Source organism: Clostridium sp. D33t1_170424_F3 (assembly GCF_015667585.1).
Taxonomy (GTDB): domain Bacteria; phylum Bacillota; class Clostridia; order Oscillospirales; family Acutalibacteraceae; genus Anaeromassilibacillus.
Window position 1 is genome coordinate 1 of the sequence record NZ_JADPEG010000022.1, and the last position, 17167, is coordinate 17167.

The window sequence follows — 17167 nt, forward strand, 5'->3', positions numbered from 1 at the left end:
TTCTCAAGACGGAATGCATCTACCGCCACAAGCCCGCTTCTTTTGAGGAGGCTAACGACATGATCGATCGCTTCATCCACTTCTACAACCATGAGCGCATCCAGCTAAAAACCGGAGAGGCGCCGCTGACGCAACGCCTCTCCACCTAAAACTCAATATTTCCTACCATGGCTCTTTTTTGTACTGTCCGCACAACCTAGGGCAGTTCAGTTTTCGGAGGGCTTTTTTGTTTCCGCCGATACCGCCTTCCTGGTTTTATTCTTGTATAACGCCTAATTAGAATCAATACAGACGAGAAGGAAGACGTAAATCGCTGCTTTCACAGAAAAATATTGTTTACTTCTAGCCTGCCGCCTTCACAGGCGGCGGCTTTTTTAAAGTTCAGGGCATAAATTGAACGATGTTAGCAGAAGTGCATATTAAAGGTTAAACAGCTCAAGATTGTAAAAACGCAGGCGTTACGAAAGGCGGGCCATATCAACAAAAATCATGTTGCAAGAATCTTCCTGTTTAATAGGATAGAGGATTCCTATAACGTTTTATTCAGGTGATAAATTATCACGAAATCCAACTTTATACCCAGTATTTAACTATAATGAAAAAGGGTTTACCCCAAAAAAAGTATAAAGGAAGAGTAAGAAATGAAAAAAATGTTAAAACGGGTGATTTGCTTCTGTATGGCCTTATGTATTTGCACTTCTCTGACTGCCTGCACAAAGGATGTACAAAATGAGCCGGTTACCGTTGAAGTGGGAGCCGCTAATGATGAGGGAGGTGAAAAAGCGGGGAAGTTTACGGGAACTTTGGAAGATGGAAAGCCCAGCGGTGAGGGTACCATTGTTTTTGACGACGGCTGGACTTTTAAGGGGGAATTCGAAAAGGGCGTCGCTGGAAAAGGCGCGGTGACAGATTTGCCCATGGTAGTTGTTTACGATGGAACAGAATATCAGGGAACATACGACGGGGATGTTGACATGGGCATTGCGGAAGGAACAGGAAAATTTGTTTGTAACGGCGAAGATAGGACTTTTCAGTATGAAGGAGAATGGACTAAAGGAGAAATGACAGGAAAAGGTTCTTTAAATGCAGGACCGATTGAGGTACAGTTATTTGGAGAAACACACAAGGGGACTTATATTGGAGAGATGCAGGACGGAAAGCTTCAGGGAAAGGGCACTTTTACGGATGATACGGACGCCGATCCAGTTTTAACCTACACGGGAGAGTGGAAGGCTGGATTCTGCGATGGGCAAGGGTATCTTAAGGATATCAGCGAAGAAAAGATTCCCCAAAAAGGAACCTTTACAAAAGGGGAATTTACGCCGACCGTATTGGAGGCAATGCAGTCTGTTGGAATGTATAAAGAAGCCCCCTATACAGTTTCTGAAACCGGCGCAGCGTTTATCAGCGCGCATGACGATCTCTTTTTGGATCATAATGTAGAGGCAGTTGCGAAAGCGGTAGAAGCGGATCCGTTTGATTACTTAAGTTATGCAAAAAACACGGACTCCTGTGACGGGAAACTTGTTAAAATTCCAAATCTGCATGTTGTGCAAATTACAGAACAGAACTATTGGGGTGCAGACAGGACCCAGATGATCTTATGTGATTCTCTATGGGAACAAACTTATCAGGTGGATTATGTAGGGAAGATACCGGATGTTGTACAGGGGGATCAGGTTACGCTGTTTGCGATGCCAATAGATTACTTTGCCTATAAGAACACACAGAACAACCAGGTGCTGGCAGTAGCCGCCATTGGTGCACTGGTTAAAAAAGAATAATACAAAAGTGAAAAGAATGATGCGGATATTTTAATTTTGAACAGACCAAATAAAAAGGAATGACAATACACCCCCTGATGTTGGCATAATAGAACTACATCAGGGGGTGTTGTAATGAATAAAAGAAGCGACACAAAACCAGATATGAACAGGAATATTAGAATTGCGCAAAGCAGGCAAAAATGGCGGTAAAAAATTGTGTTTCCCCTCGGGGAAAGAGTAAGGAATGGTGCACAGCCAAGAAACGTGGAAGCGGATAGGCTTTTGAAATCAAACGGCTACAAATGGAGAATAAACAGCTGCATGATTTTCTGCGACCCACGGAAAAGGAAGTGGAGGCAAGCGCCGGGTATCAGGTTATCTTCCAACACAGGGAAGCGTATCCAGTTAAAGATGGGGAGAGGCGGCGCACAAGCGCCGCCTCTCCCCATAATCTATTGCCCTGCCCAAGGGCGCTTTTTGTTCTGTTTGCACAATCTGGGGCTGTTCACCGGTCAGGACGGAAGAGGACGTTTCTTTGTCAATGCGTATTCCCAATCGGTTTGTTTTGTTTGGTACGTCGAATGGAAAAGCGAACGGGCAGGGTCAGGACAAGCGCACCACTGTTAAATTCGCGCCGTTCCCGCTTTGCAGCACCGCCGTTCCCAAAAGGCCGAAGAGCTGTAAACTCAGGGTGTTGCCCTCCGCGAGACTGGCGAACAGCGTCGCCTGGAAGGTGGTGCCCGCCAGCGCGGGGGTGAAAGTGGACCCGGCAAGGGCGGCGCCGTTCAGCAGCACACGGGAAGAAAGCAGCAGGGAGGCCGTCGTACTTATCCGGTACATAATCAGATACGTGCCCGTGGCGGGAACGGTGAAGACCTGATTGGCGGCGTCCACGGTAAAGCCGTCCAGAATCTGGTTGTTCGGCAGGGGAACCAGCGTTCCGCCGAGGATGACGGCAATGGTGGAACCGGCGGTGTTCAGCGCGTTCATGCTGTTGGTTGTGGGGGCGGACCCGGTCTGTCCCCGTGAGCCTGTAGGGCCGGTTGCGCCCGTTGGCCCGGTTGGCCCGGTCGGTCCGGTTGTGCCGGTGGGGCCTGTGCTGCCGATAGCGCCGGTCGCGCCGGAAATGCCCGTCGGTCCGGCGGGTCCCGTTGCCCCGGTGGGCCCGGCCGGACCAGTGGACCCCGTGGCGCCCGTCGGCCCGGAGGCGCCGTTCGCGCCCGTGGGGCCTACAGCGCCTGCCGGACCGGCTGCGCCCGTTGCCCCGGCCGGTCCGGCGGCTCCAACCGCGCCAGTCGGTCCTGTTGCGCCGTTTGCGCCGGTGGCGCCTGTCGCCCCGGTTAAGCCCGCCGCGCCATTGGCCCCGGTGGGCCCGGTCGGTCCGGTGGCCCCCGTGGGTCCGGCGATGCCCGCAGGGCCGGTGTCTCCGGTTGCGCCGGTCGGCCCTCTTAACCCAATTGGTCCGTCCGCGCCGGTGGGCCCCGTTGCGCCGGTCAGTCCCTGCGTACCGGCGGGCCCGGTATCTCCGGTTGCCCCGGTTGTGCCCGTCGCTCCGGTAAATCCGGTTGCGCCGGTTGGCCCTGTCGCTCCGGTTGCACCAATCTCACCGTCGGCGCCGGTTGGTCCGATGGCGCCGGTAATCCCGGAAGCGCCTGTCGCGCCTGTGGTTCCGGTTGCCCCCGTTGCGCCTGTCGCGCCGGTTGGCCCGATCCCGCCGGTTGCTCCCGTCGTCCCGGTTGCGCCGGTTTCTCCGATGGGCCCGACCGGTCCGGTATCGCCGGTTGGCCCGGTTGGGCCCGTCGCGCCGCTGATGCCGGTTGCGCCCGTCGGGCCGGTTGCCCCGGTTGTACCGGTCAGGCCGTCGGCTCCAGTGGGTCCCGTCGCCCCGATGGCCCCGGTATCGCCGGTGTCACCGGTGGTGCCCGTCGCGCCGGTTGCGCCGGTTGCTCCGTCGATACCCGTTGCGCCGGTCGGCCCGGTTCCGCCGGTTGGCCCGGTCGCGCCGCCGGCCCCGGTCGGTCCCGTCGGTCCGATGGGACCCGCGACGCCGTTTGGTCCGGTTGCGCCCGTCGCCCCGGCGATTCCGTTTGCTCCGGTTGGCCCTGTGGGTCCTGTCGCGCCGGTCAGTCCGGTTGCGCCTGCAGGCCCGGTGCTTCCATTCGCGCCGGGTGTCCCTGCCGCTCCCGCCGCGCCCGTCGCGCCGGCAGGTCCGGTGACGCCGGTCGCGCCCGTCGGTCCGGTTGCGCCGATAGCTCCCGCAGGGCCGGTTTCTCCGGCGCTGCCTGTTGGACCGGTGGGGCCCGCCGCGCCCGCCGCCCCGAAGGCTCCCGTTGGCCCGGTCGGCCCCGCCGCTCCGGAGGGGCCCGCAGGGCCGGTCGACCCCGTCGCGCCGGTAAAGCCCGTTGCCCCGGTTGTTCCGGTCGCACCGCTGACGCCGGTCGCACCGGTCGCGCCAGTGGCGCCGGTTGCCCCGGTGGGGCCTCTTGCGCCGGTCGGTCCCGGTGTGCCGGGGATTCCCGCCGCGCCGGTTGGTCCGGTTGCACCCGCGGGCCCGTTCAGGCCGTTTGCGCCGGTCGGCCCTGTGGGTCCGGTCGGCCCGGTTGCCGACGGGTTGCTCTTGACGATCATCAGGGAGGCGACCACCGCCCCGGAAGAGGTTTCCACATCGTAGCCGGTGCGGTTCACCAGCGAAAGAGTCGTTCCGCTCGCCGTGACGTTGATCACGCCGACGCCTGAAAGCTCGCCCGTTTTGATGGGGGAAGTCCCGGGAATATTGTCCCCGAACGAACTGACCAGGGCAAATGATAATTCCGCCGGCGCGGTGGAGGTCTGTGTGGAAATCCACCAGCTGGCGGTGTACAGGCCGGGTTCGTAAAATGTGACAAGGCCCGCCGTGTTGTTGTACGTGATATTGCCGGCGGTAAAAAGAACAGTGTTAAAGACCACGTTGGCCGCGTTGGCGACAGTCCCCGGCGTGGTCAACTGCAATTGGAGCGCCGTATTGCTCATAATGAAAATCCTCTCTTTACGAGATTCGAAGAATCACAATATTTGCCTGTGCCGGTGCGGCGCAGAGCGCGATGTCGGTCTGTGTGGCGTTGCGCAGGGTGAGGAAGGCGGGCGCCGTTTCCGCCTTCACCAGCGAACTGCCGCTGATCTGTCCCGTGACGACGGGCGCCGCACCGATGGAATGGTCCGCTCCGTTGAGGTCCAGGGAAAACCACAGGTCGGCGGAGCGCGCGGAGCCGTCTGTGGAGACCCACCAGGAGATGTAGTAACGGCCCGCCGCGCTGAGCGTAAACGCGCCCGTCCCGGCGTCGTAAGAAATCTCCGTGCTGTCTGTCTGAATGGGCGTGTCAAATGGCACGGCCTGCCCGGGAGCGAGAATCCGGCGTGCGCCGCCGGTCAGCTGGTATTGCAAACCGCCCAGCGCGGTCCCCGGCCCGGCGGGGCCCGTTGCGCCTGTAGGCCCCTGCGGCCCGGTTGCGCCCACAAACCATGGGTAGGGGTAGAAGCAGGGACAGACAAAGGCGCATTCCGGGGTGCATCGGGTAATCCGCATCGGGACGTCGTGCGCGGCACGGCGCGGGGCGTTGGAATCCGGATCGACGGCCATGGCGTCGTCACCTCCCGTTTTTGTATGGAACCGGATGTTTGTTCACACAATATCGTATGTAGGCGGCGGCGTTTTGGGTACAGGGGGAGGAACAGGAACAGCTGTCCTGGGAGCCTGTCCCGGCGGAGGTCAGAACATAGATTCTGGGTTGTCAAACTTACCCTGCAATGCTATAATAAAAAACTATAATATCCTGCCGAAACCGGTCAAATACGTGAGAAAAAAAGGGAGGCAAAACATGTTAAACACGGATTTTTCGAGCAAATTTGCCAAGGAGGGCCTGACGTTTGACGACGTCCTTTTGATCCCGGCGGAATCAAACGTTCTGCCGAAGGAAGTGGACGTCTCCACCCAGCTGACCAAAACCATTCGTCTGAACACGCCGATGATGACCGCCGCCATGGATACCGTTACGGAAACGGATATGGCAATTGCAATCGCCAGGGAAGGCGGCATCGGTATTATCCACAAAAATATGTCGATTGAACAGCAGGCGGACGAGGTGGACCGCGTCAAACGTTCGGAAAACGGCGTCATCGTCAACCCCTTCTTCCTCTCACCGGACCATTATGTGCATGATGCGAACGACATCATGGCCCGCTACAAGATTTCCGGCGTGCCGATCTGCGAGAACGGCAAGCTGGTGGGCATCATCACCAACCGCGACCTGCGCTTCATGACGGAAGCCGATTTTGACCAGAAAATCTCCGCTGTCATGACCAAGGAACACCTGGTCACCGCCCCTGTGGGGACCACCCTCAGGGAAGCTCAGGAGATCCTGCGCCAGCACCGCATTGAGAAGCTGCCCATTGTCGACGACAACGGCTATCTGAAGGGCCTCATCACCATCAAGGACATCGAAAAATCCGTGCAGTACCCAAACTCCGCAAGGGACGCGGGCGGCCGCCTGCTCTGCGGCGCCGCGATCGGCGCGACGCCGGACGTGCTGGAGCGCGTGGCGGAACTGATCAAGGCGCAGGTCGACATCGTGGCGCTCGACTCCGCCCACGGCCACAACAAAGGCGTGCTGGACGCCGTGCGCAAGGTGAAGGCCGCGTATCCGGACCTCCCGGTCATCGCCGGCAATATCGCCACCGCGGAGGGCACGCGCGCCCTGATCGAAGCGGGCGCGGACTGCGTCAAGGTCGGCATCGGCCCCGGCTCCATCTGCACCACGCGCGTGGTGGCGGGCATCGGCGTGCCGCAGATCAGCGCGATCTACGACGCGGCGTGCGTTGCTTCCAAATACGGCATCCCGATCATCGCGGACGGCGGCGTGAAATATTCCGGTGATATCGTCAAGGCCCTTGCGGCGGGCGCAAATGTCGTCATGGTCGGCTCCATGGTCGCCGGCTGTAAAGAATCCCCCGGAGAGACCGAGCTCTTCCAGGGCCGCCAGTTCAAGGTGTACCGCGGCATGGGCAGCCTGGCCGCGATGGGAAAGAAGGACGGTGGCAGCTCCGACCGGTATTTCCAGGCAGATTCCAAGAAGCTTGTTCCCGAAGGCGTCGAAGGCCGCGTCCCGTACAAGGGCCCGCTGTCCGACACCGTGTACCAGATGCTCGGCGGCCTGCGCGCGGGCATGGGCTATACCGGCTGTGCCAGCATTGCGGAGCTGCATGAAAAGGCGCAGTTCATCCGCATCACCGGCGCGGGCCTCAAGGAAAGCCATCCGCACGACATCCAGATCACCAAGGAATCCCCGAACTACTCCTTCAGCGTCTGATTTGCGGTAAAGTTTTGCAGAAATTCCGCAGTTTTCGCAGAATAGGTATTGACAAACAGGGACAACCTATCATATAATAATAAACGCTTCACACAAACACCTGTGTGAATGCGTTTATGGCGGCATAGCTCAGTTGGCTAGAGCATTCGGTTCATACCCGAAGTGTCACTGGTTCAAATCCAGTTGCCGCTACCAATACGGCCCGGTGGTCAAGCGGTTAAGACACCGCCCTTTCACGGCGGTAACACGAGTTCGATTCTCGTCCGGGTCACCATCTTATCATCCCCGCACACTGCGCGGGATATGGACGCATAGCTCAGCTGGTTAGAGCGCTCGCCTCACACGCGAGAGGTCATGGGTTCGAGTCCCCTTGTGTCCACCAAATCGGGTCCGAGAGGACACACGGAACGGCACCTATAGCGCAGGCTATAGGTGCTTTTGTTAATAAAAAAGAAGCCGGCGGCCTGTCCGCGCGGCGGGAGGTTCAAGCATATGAAAAAAATTGCAAAGAAAACAGCGATGCTTCTGGCGGCCCTGTTCCTGATGGGTGCCGTGTCCGCCTGCGGCGTCACTGTCGATACGGTTTCCAGTGAGGACGGCACCACGTCCAATGTGATCGTCAGCTCCAATCCGGATCCGGAGCAGCCCGAGGGCGGCGACGCGGTTTCCTCTGAAAAGCCGAAGATTACCGACGCGGACGTGGACGACAATCTGGACGGTCTGTGCAAATTCCTGGCGGACCACGGCGGGGTGAGCGGCGACGCGGCGCAGATGGCGCCGGAGTTCATCGGCGCGAAGGCCGGCGTGCAGTATAAGTTCAGCTATGAGGGCACCAACAATGTTGTTGTGGAACTGTATGAGTACGACCCGGAGAATCTGGACGAGACCGCGCAGGCGGTTCAGGACAACGTAAAGAAGGACAATACCTTTATGGTCATCGGCCAGCAGGTCACGGACGCGTACCTGTCCGACAGCGGCAAATATTTGATGATCTACAAGGACACGCAGAGCGGCGAAAAGAACGAGCTGCACAAGAAAGAGATCGTCGAGCTTCTCCAGGGCTTTAAGTCGTAAAAACATGATATATAAGCTGCACGCCCCGCCGGAATGCATTCCGGCGGGGCTTTTTTGCGTTTTCTGCGGATGGAGGATCAAAACAATATGCGTTGTGAATAAATTTTACCAGAAATATAAAGTGATAATTCGCTTTGAAAACAAATAAATCGGGCCAATATGACACACTAATACTGTGTATAAATCTGGAATTGATAAAAGCAGATTTATACATTATAGGAATTATTTCTCAAGAGCGCCGGGCTGCCGTTCAAAAGAGGGGGCGTTGGTCCGGTTTGTGAAAAGCAGTAAGGAGGAAGAAACATGGGAAAGTGGAAAAAGGGTTTGGCGGCAGTACTGGCCGGCGTACTGCTGTTCTCGACGGCAATGGTTTCGCAGAACGATTTTGGTACGGCAAAGGTAGAAAAGCAGGACAAGCTGCCGGTCATGGGCTGGAGCAGCTGGAACCTGTACCAGGGAGATGTCAGTGAAGCAGAGATCAAAGCGCAAGCCGATGCGCTGGTCGAAACAGGTCTTGCGGAAAAGGGGTATACATATGTTTTGCTCGACGACGGCGCGCTGGCGGCAGAGCGCGATGAGTTCGGTAACTTGCAGCCCAATGATAAATTCTCCAATGGATTCAAGGCATTGGGAGACTATTTGCATGGACAGAATTTAAACTTCGGTATGCAGAATTCCGCCGGTAAAACGACCGGTTCCGGCCTGCCGGGTTCCTACCATTACGAATTGCGCGACGCAAAGACTTATGCGGGTTGGGGCGTCGACCTGTTAAAGTACGTTTTCTGCAATAATCCGCTGGTGACAAAGCCGCTGAACCCCATTCCGGGAGAAGCGAATGGACAGAGCTTTACCCGGGAAATAGAAGGAATGGGGCCGGAAGCGCCGGCGATCAACAGGATCGTGATCAAAGAAGTAAAGGATGGCGTCTCAACCTATTTGAAGACAGTACACCTCTCATCGGACAATACTTCGATGACAGGCGAGGTTTCTTTCAACCCAGAAACCGAATACATAATCAACTTAGATGCCAATCAAGACCTTTCCAAAGCAGGGACAGCCAACCTTACGTTTGATATGGAAAAGGTTGATCCTGCGGCAAAATACACAGTGGACGTTTATTGCTTCAACAGTGATATGCCGCGCTGGCTGTCCGTGGAGGTCAATCCGCAAGCTGAGAGTCACTATAACAAATTTTATCTGAAGTCCGACGTCACCGGGAACCAGGCGGAAACGGACGCAGAGTCGCGCAGCATTTACGATGTCCCGCTCAAGGAAGGCAAAAACCAGATTTCGTTCTATCTGGACAAAGACGACGTTATGGAAGCATACCGGCAGGACACGATCCGCAGCTTTGCCGCAATGGACAAAGCGATTGCCGCGACCGGGCACGATATGCTTCTGAGCATCTGCGACTGGGGCTGGGCTGAACCGCAAACCGGATGGGGCAAGGATGTCGCGCACTATTGGCGCACCACAGCGGACACAACCCGCACAAAGGGGAAGATCGAATGGTCGGGCGACGGACAAAACGGCCTGTCCGTTCTGGGTGTGTATGAAAAGAATGTTGTTTTGGACGAGTACGCCGGTCCGTTTGGCTACAATGACCCGGACGCGCTGGCCGTTGGGCTGGACGGTTTGAACGAGGAACAGAACCGGTCCCATTTCACCCTCTGGTGTATGATGGCGGCCCCGCTGCTGTTGAGCGCGGACCTGACCGCCGCCGCCAAGGACGTGCTGGATATCGTCGGCAACGAGGATATTATCGCGCTGGATCAGGACAATCTTTATTTGCAGGCAAAGCGCTTCAAACAAAGCGAAGACGAAAAGATTGATTATCTGGTCAAGCCGCTGGAGGACGGTTCCGTTGCGCTGTGTATCTTTAATAAGGGTACAGAGAAAACGGAAGCAAGTGTTCCGATCAAAGAAGTCGCAGAAGCTGCCATTGAAAAAGTAAATGCAAAGGGCAGTGAGCACCTGTCCGAAGCACAAATGAAAATGTTTACCGAAACCTTCAAGGCGGCGGAGCGCTATACCTCCGAGGACCTTTGGAATGAAGAAACCGGTGCGGTTAAGCCGGATGAAAAGATTTCCGTAAGCGTTCCGGCCAGCGGCGTCAGGGTCTTCAAACTTGCTCCGGCGGTTGAACAGGAAGTCAGCGTTAAGATAACACAAGCACCGGAAACGGTAGAGCGGGGCGCACAGACGGAATTTAAAGCAACGGTTACTGGCGCGAAGCAGGATAATACGGTTATGTGGGAGATAGAGGGAATAGATCCGGCGGAAGAAGCCGTTACCCGCATAGATGACAATGGTGTGCTGACCGTTGCGGCGGATGAAAAATTGGATGCAATAACAGTGAAAGCAATCTCCAATGAGGACAGGACAAAGGTCGAAAAAGCCTTGATTAAAATTATTAAGGCGACTAAACCCAGCGTAATAGGGATAGACCCTCTGGAGCCGATGGAAAAGGACGAAGGGATTGTATTCAAGGATTTGGAATTGCCTCCCACGATTACCGTGAATACCTTGCAAAACAATGAAACCGGAACAGCGAAAATCAATGTCAAATGGAATGAACCGGCAGAACCTCTGACAGCAGGAGAATATGAAATAGTCGGTGATCTGCAAATTGGAGAGGATTTCTACAACCCGCAGGAGGTAATGGCCCGTGTGGATCTGGTAGTGAAGAAGAATCCCGCGCCTCATATGCTCACGGTTCAATATAACGCCGATTCTGCTAAATTAAATATTGAAAACATGGAAGATGTAAATCAGGACGGCGTTTATACCGAAGAAATCATGGGTGGAGAACCGATTTCCCTGCACTTTACTCCAGAAAATGATAACCGGATTTTCGCAAAAGTGTTTGTAAACGGAACTGGTGAGAAGGTAAAAGAAACAGATTCTTTTACATATAAATTTGAAATGCCGAACAAGGACACGAAAATATATATGGCGTTCCGAACAGTGGACAAGGCGGCATTGCGTGAGGCGGTTGATCGATCGGTGGCTTTCCAGGCCAGTGACGCTTACGAGGAAGTAGAAAAAAGTAATAGAAATAAATTTGAGAAGACGCTAAAAGAAGCACAGAATATCTTGAAAAAAATCGATACAGATCAAGTGGAAATCGACGAAGCTTATATAGAACTGTTTAACGCAATGGAAAACATGAGGCTTACCGAAGAATTCCTGCTGGAAAACATAGTGGCCGTTTTGGCGGAACTGTCTCCCGACGCATACACTCAGAACAGCTGGAGACTTTTATCAAATGCTTTGAAAGAAGCCCAGTATGTTTTGGAGAATGAAATGGCCGATCATGGAAAAGTAGATTCTACCTATTATTGGTTGCGCATCGTTCTCAGAGACTTGGAATACAAAGTAGATTTAACCGAGCTGACAAAGCTTTTGGAAAAGGCGCAGACAATCAGGGAGCGGCTGGATAAGGATTACGAGGAAGAAGGGAAAGAGGCATTCCTGGAAGCGCTGACAAAAGCTCTCTCCATGGACGTCATCCATACACAGGAAGAGGTTGACGAGGCGAAGGCGGCCCTTGACAAAGCGATAAAAGAATTGAAACTCCTCTCTGCCAAGGATCGCCTGAAAAAGCTGATGCAGGAGGCAAACAATCTCAAGGACCTCAGCAAATACGATTCCGCCAGCCGGACGCGCCTGTCCAGAGCGCTGGAGGCGGCAAACAAAGCCCTGGCGAGCGGGACAGAGGATGAAATGGAGCAAGCCTGCAAAGCACTTGAAGAGGCGCTGGAGAAGATGGAGGTACAGAAAAAGCCTAGCCGTCCCCAAAAGGATACGTCCTCAACGCCGATGACCTACGGCGAAGGGACCGCGCGGGCAGACGTTCCGGCGCTGATCGCGGCGCAGGCCGTGCAGGCAACCGTATCCGTGCGCTCCGATACAACCATGCCGTTTGTGTTGAAGCGGGGAAAAGCGTATTGCTTCAAAATGACGGTACTGGACGGCCGCACGGAAATCCCGTCCTTCACTGTCGGCAACAACAGCGTCCTGAAAACCCAGTTTGTCGCGCAGGTTGGCAGCGACTGCTATTTCCGTGTGTGGGCGGTCGGTAAGCCGGGGCAGGGAACCGGCGTGTATACCGCAATGCCCGGCGAATTCCCGCAGCTCAAATGTCTGGTGACCGTCGGTTGATGGGAGCCATCTCGCAAGATGTTCCACAAGAGACCGCAGAAGAGGTCCTGGCAATAAAATAAAAGGAATGGAAAATCGGGCCTTTGCGGAAACGTCAGGTTTGGCAGAGGCCCGATTTTTTGCATACAGGCAGGCCAGATCGGATGAAGAGCGTGCACCGGGGGCTTGAGGCCCTTTGGGATTGGGTCGGACCCTGCTGATTTCTTTTACCGCCGTTTATATTAGTTGATAAATATAATTTGTAATTTTTAATTATGGAATAAAAAAGGTGGTGTTTGTATGTTTTTTCTGATAAAATCAATTATATACCGTAGTATTATAGATAAAATACAGTAATATTTTTAATTTTCCAGATGCGATGGAAAAATCAGGAAATCATTATATGGCATGCATGACACCACCGTTTCGTCGTGCTGCGGGATGGTTTTAAATCGTACGTCAAAGTGAAAAAAACCGATTGATAGCAGGATAGAAACAGAAAATGCGACAGGAAATAGTGTTTATAGTCAAAGATGAACTAACGTTTCTCAGGGCAGTCCCGGGAATCATCGGGAAGGGTGTTTTCCGGTTTGCATACATATTATTTTGAAGGAGGAAAAGAGATGAGGAATTGGAAGAGAGGGCTGGCTTCTCTGCTGGCCGGTGTAATGCTGCTTTCGTCGGCGATGACCGCACCGGTCACAACGGGCGCGGCAAAGTCAGAGGGGATCGGCAGGCTTCCCACCATGGGCTGGTGCAGCTGGAACCTGTATCAGCAGAACATCAGCGAAGCAAAGATCAAATCGCAGGCGGACGCAATGGTCAGCAAGGGACTGGCCGACAAGGGCTACGAGTATGTGATTGTCGACGACGGATGCCTGCAGGGGGGCCGCGATGCGGAAGGAAACCTGCAGCCGCAGTGGAACAAATTCCCCAACAGCTTTAAGCCGGTGAGCGATTATGTCCACGGCCTTGACCTGAAATTCGGCATGTACAATTCCGCCGGTACAAAGACCTGCGCGGGTCTGGCGGGTTCCTATAACCACGAAGCGCGCGACGCGCAGACCTTCGCGGATTGGGGCATCGACTTCCTGAAATACGATTTCTGTTACAATCCACTGATTCCAATGCCGCTGGAGCCCATTCCGGGCGAGTCCAACGGACAGAGCTTTACCACCACGACGATCAGCAGCATGGACGTTCCCGCGCCCGCAATCCCGAAGTTCGTGGTCAAAAAGGTAAAGGACGGCGTGGAGACGGTTCTTCAAACCGTCAACATTACCAGTGAAAATACCACCCTGACCGGCGGCGCGGTGATCGACAACGGCTACAATCCGCAGTGCCTGGGCATGCTGGACGCAAACGCGGACCTGAGCAAGGCGGGTATGGGAACGGTCAAGTTCCAGATGGACGAGATCGATCCCATGGCAAAATACGCGGTGGACGTGTACTGCGTCCATAACGACAAGACCCGCTGGCTGTCCATGCAGGTCAATCCGGACACCGCAACATACAATAAATTCTACATTCAGTCCGCCGCGACCGGCGACTGGAATTCCGCCAACGCGAAGGCGCGCACCATCTACAATGTGCCGCTTCAGCAGGGCGAGAACCGCATTTCCTTCTACCTGGACAAGCAGGACATCATCGACGCGTATCAGCAGGACAGCATCCGCAGCTACACCGCGATGGCGGACGCGCTGGATGCGACCGGCCGCGACGTCGTCCTGAACATTTGCGACTGGGGCTGGAGCAAGCCGAATGAGTGGGGCAAGGATGTAGGCCACTTCTGGCGCACCACAACGGACATCACCCCGTATGCGGGCCGTGTCGACTGGTCGGGCGGCGGCGCGAAGGGCCAGTCCGTCATGGGCGTGTATGAAAGAAACGTTATTCTGGACGAGTACGCCGGCCCGTACGGCTACAACGACCCCGATATGCTGACCGTCGGCCTCAGCGGCCTGAACATGGAACAGAACAAATCCCATTTTTCCCTGTGGTGCATGATGGCGGCCCCGCTGCTGCTGGGCACGGACCTGACCACCGCATCCCAGCAGGTACTGGACATCATCGGCAATGAGAAGATCATCGCGCTGGATCAGGATGCGCTCTGCCTGCAGGCCAAGCGCTTCAAGCAGGTTGGCAACACCGATTACCTGGTGAAGCCGCTGGCGGACGGTTCCGTCGCGCTGTGTATCTTTAACAAGGCTTCTACCACGCAGGACGCTTCCATCGCGATGAGCGAGGTGGCAGCGGCGGCCAGCGCCAAGGTGACGGCAAAAGGAAGCGAACATCTGACCGCGGAGCAGAAGGCCCTGTTTACCAACGCGTTTGCAAACGCGGGCAGCTATGCTTCCGAAGAGCTGTGGACCGGTGAAAAGGCGGACGTTGCTTCGGACGCGAATATCTCCGTCAATCTCCCAGCGTACGGCGTGAAAGTCTTCAAACTTTCCTCCTCCGCTCCGGCGGTCAGCGTCAATGTAACGCCGAAGGCTGCGGAAGTGGAACAGGGCGGACGCATGCAGTTCGCGGCGGAAGTCCTCAACGCGGGCCACAACGACGCCGTTACCTGGACCGTGGAAGGCGCAACAAATCCGGGCGAGGACGCCACCCATGTCTGTGAGCTGGGCTGGCTGTTTGTCGCGGCGGACGAGCCGGTCGGAACGGTTTTGACCGTCAAGGCGGCTTCCGACGCAGACCCGAGTAAATTCGATACCGCCACGGTGACCGTGGTCGCCGTTCCGGAACCGCCGGCATTGACGCTCGACACGGGAATGGCGGAAGTCCCGGCGGGAAGCAGCAAAACCTTCTCCATCATGAAGGACGCCCCCTCCGCGGAAGAGAATACAGCGGCTACCATGGAAGATCTGGCCGCCCTGCTTGAGCAGGCCGAGACCTATAAGGCCGCGGACTTTACCGATTCCAGCGCGGCGATTCTGAGCGCGGCGGTAAGCTTTGCCAATTCTGTCCTGAATATTCCGGGCGCCCCGGCAGAAATGATTCAGGCGACCTACAACGCGCTGGCGACAGCGGTGAACGGCCTCGTCTGGAAGGACGCGTCCTTTGCCGTGACCGCTGCGGACTGGTCCGTGACCGATCCGGACGGCAATTCTGTGGAAGGCGCATCGATTGCCGCGGACGCAAAAGATCCGGGCAAAGCGGTTGTTACGCTGGGAACCGCCGTTCCGGAGGGAACGAAGCTCGTTGTGAAGGCCTCCAACATCAACGGCAAAGACGGCCTGACGGCAACGGCGACCATCCTCGTAACCGTGCCCGTCATCACAGAGCACGACCTGCAGATCGCCTACGGTCCGAAGATTGCGCTGACCGTGAACGGCGTATCCCAGGAGCTGGCCGACAAGGCCGGCAAGTACACGCAGAACGATATTACGGCGGGCGAGGAAATTGCCCTGACCTTTGCCCCGATGGACGACGGCAGAGAGTTCGTCACAGCAACCATCACCGTCAACGGCGTGGAACAGGAAGCCGCCTTCAAGGATGGCGACCGCACGGTTGCTTACTACGACCTGACCATGCCCAACGAGGACACGACGGTAACCTTCACCTCCGTTGTGGTTTATAAGGCTATGCTGCGCAGCGCAATCGCGAGCGCGGAAGAGGCCATGGAGACCGAAGCGTATGACAATATGGTTCCGGTGGCAAAGAAGAATTTCGACGCGGCGTATGAAGCGGCTGTGAAGGTCGAAGCGGACGTAACCGCCCTGCAGGCGGACGTGGACGAAGCGACCCTCGCAATGGCGGACGCGATGAACTATCTGTCCTGCGGCAAGGGCGACAAGACCAAGCTGCAACTGTTGCTCAAGACCTTTGAGGGGCTGAATGCGGAGGACTTTACCGAAGCAAGCTGGGAAGACTATGCAGTGGCCCTGTCGGCGGCGCACAAGGTCTACGGGGATGAAAACGCACTGGTAAAAGACGTGGACGACGCGGCGAAGGCATTGACCGATGCGTTTGAAGCGCTGGTGCGCATCGCAGACAGCAGCCGCCTCGCAGAGCTGGTCACAGAGGCGGAAAGCTACGATCTGAACGATTACACGCCGGACAGCCAGATTGGCCTTGAGGACCTGATTAAGGAAGCAAAGGCACTCCTTGCGAAGGAAGACGCGACGCAGGAAGAGCTGGATGGAATGATGTCCAGACTGACGATTGCGATTGTGAACCTGCGCCTGAAGCCGGACAAGAGCTATTTGCAGGAGCTGATCGACGACGACAAGAATATCAACGAAGGCGAGTATACCGAGGAGAGCTATGCGGTGTACAAGGCAGCATACACGATGGCGCTGAAGGTTCTGGAGGATCCAAATGCGACGGAACAGGACGTAACCGGTGCAACGGATACACTGGAAACAGGAAGAAATGCTCTGGTTCGCAAGGGAGAAGACAAGCCGGGTACCGGAAATACCGGTTCCACCCCCAATAAAGGCTCCTCTTCCGGCGGCAGTTCCTCCCGGAACAACAGTTACGGCGGAGAAGGCACCGCGGTGGTCGGCGCGGCACAGGCAATGCTTGGCAATGCGGCGGTCGTTTCCGACACCACTGTGGACTTCACCCTGAAGAGAGGCAGCGCGTATTGCTTCAAGATGACCGTGATCAACGGAAACAGTCTGGTTCCGAGCTTCACCACCGGCAACGGCAGCGTGCTCAAGACCCAGTTTGTGGCGAAAATCGGCAACGATTATTACTACAGAGTGTACGCGGTCGGCACACCGGGCCAGAGCGCGGGCGTTTATACGACCCTGCCGGGCCAGAACGCCGTCAAGCACTGCACGGTGGCCATCGGCTGATTGCAGTTCAAAAGATCACACGAAATGTCTCCATCTT

General features: G+C 55.9%; 8 protein-coding genes and 3 tRNA genes. 9 read left to right on the forward strand and 2 right to left on the reverse strand.

Annotated elements, in window-relative coordinates:
• Positions 1–149, forward strand: a 149-nt coding sequence (locus I4V53_RS14250; RefSeq protein WP_195986121.1) for an IS3 family transposase, incomplete at its 5' end; no start/stop codon positions are given.
• A gap of 492 nt (positions 150–641) precedes the next feature.
• A complete protein-coding gene (locus tag I4V53_RS12985; RefSeq protein ID WP_195986122.1) occupies positions 642–1784 on the forward strand; it encodes an MORN repeat-containing protein in 1143 nt (380 codons plus the stop codon).
• 585 nt (positions 1785–2369) lie between these two features.
• Here the strand turns inward: I4V53_RS12985 and I4V53_RS12990 are convergent.
• Together I4V53_RS12990 and I4V53_RS12995 are read right to left on the reverse strand one after the other, a co-directional pair.
• On the reverse strand, positions 2370–4775 hold the full coding sequence (locus I4V53_RS12990; protein WP_286167160.1) for a BclA C-terminal domain-containing protein: 2406 nt from the start codon (positions 4773–4775) through the stop codon (positions 2370–2372).
• Positions 4776–4791: 16 nt separating this feature from the next.
• A complete protein-coding gene (locus I4V53_RS12995; protein ID WP_195986123.1) occupies positions 4792–5382 on the reverse strand; it encodes a hypothetical protein in 591 nt (196 codons plus the stop codon).
• Between the two features lie 238 nt (positions 5383–5620).
• On the opposite strand from I4V53_RS12995, the gene guaB reads away from it, so the two are divergent.
• The 7 genes from guaB (at position 5621) to I4V53_RS13030 (ending at position 17130) form a co-directional block, all read left to right on the forward strand.
• The gene (gene guaB, locus I4V53_RS13000) at positions 5621–7108 is read left to right on the forward strand and encodes an IMP dehydrogenase (RefSeq protein WP_195986124.1); all 1488 of its coding nucleotides are present in this window, start codon (positions 5621–5623) and stop codon (positions 7106–7108) included.
• Between the two features lie 118 nt (positions 7109–7226).
• Positions 7227–7303 (forward strand) — tRNA-Met (locus I4V53_RS13005).
• A gap of 4 nt (positions 7304–7307) precedes the next feature.
• A tRNA-Glu gene (locus tag I4V53_RS13010) sits at positions 7308–7382 on the forward strand.
• Positions 7383–7413: 31 nt separating this feature from the next.
• A tRNA-Val gene (locus I4V53_RS13015) sits at positions 7414–7490 on the forward strand.
• 110 nt (positions 7491–7600) lie between these two features.
• Positions 7601–8182 carry a hypothetical protein gene (locus tag I4V53_RS13020; protein ID WP_195986125.1) on the forward strand — a complete coding sequence of 194 codons (582 nt, stop codon included), beginning with the start codon at positions 7601–7603 and terminating at the stop codon, positions 8180–8182.
• Positions 8183–8485: 303 nt separating this feature from the next.
• Complete coding sequence (locus tag I4V53_RS13025) at positions 8486–12346, forward strand: FIVAR domain-containing protein (protein ID WP_195986126.1); 3861 nt, start codon at positions 8486–8488, stop codon at positions 12344–12346.
• A gap of 602 nt (positions 12347–12948) precedes the next feature.
• On the forward strand, positions 12949–17130 hold the full coding sequence (locus I4V53_RS13030; RefSeq protein ID WP_195986127.1) for an FIVAR domain-containing protein: 4182 nt from the start codon (positions 12949–12951) through the stop codon (positions 17128–17130).
• The last annotated feature ends 37 nt before the right edge of the window (positions 17131–17167 follow it).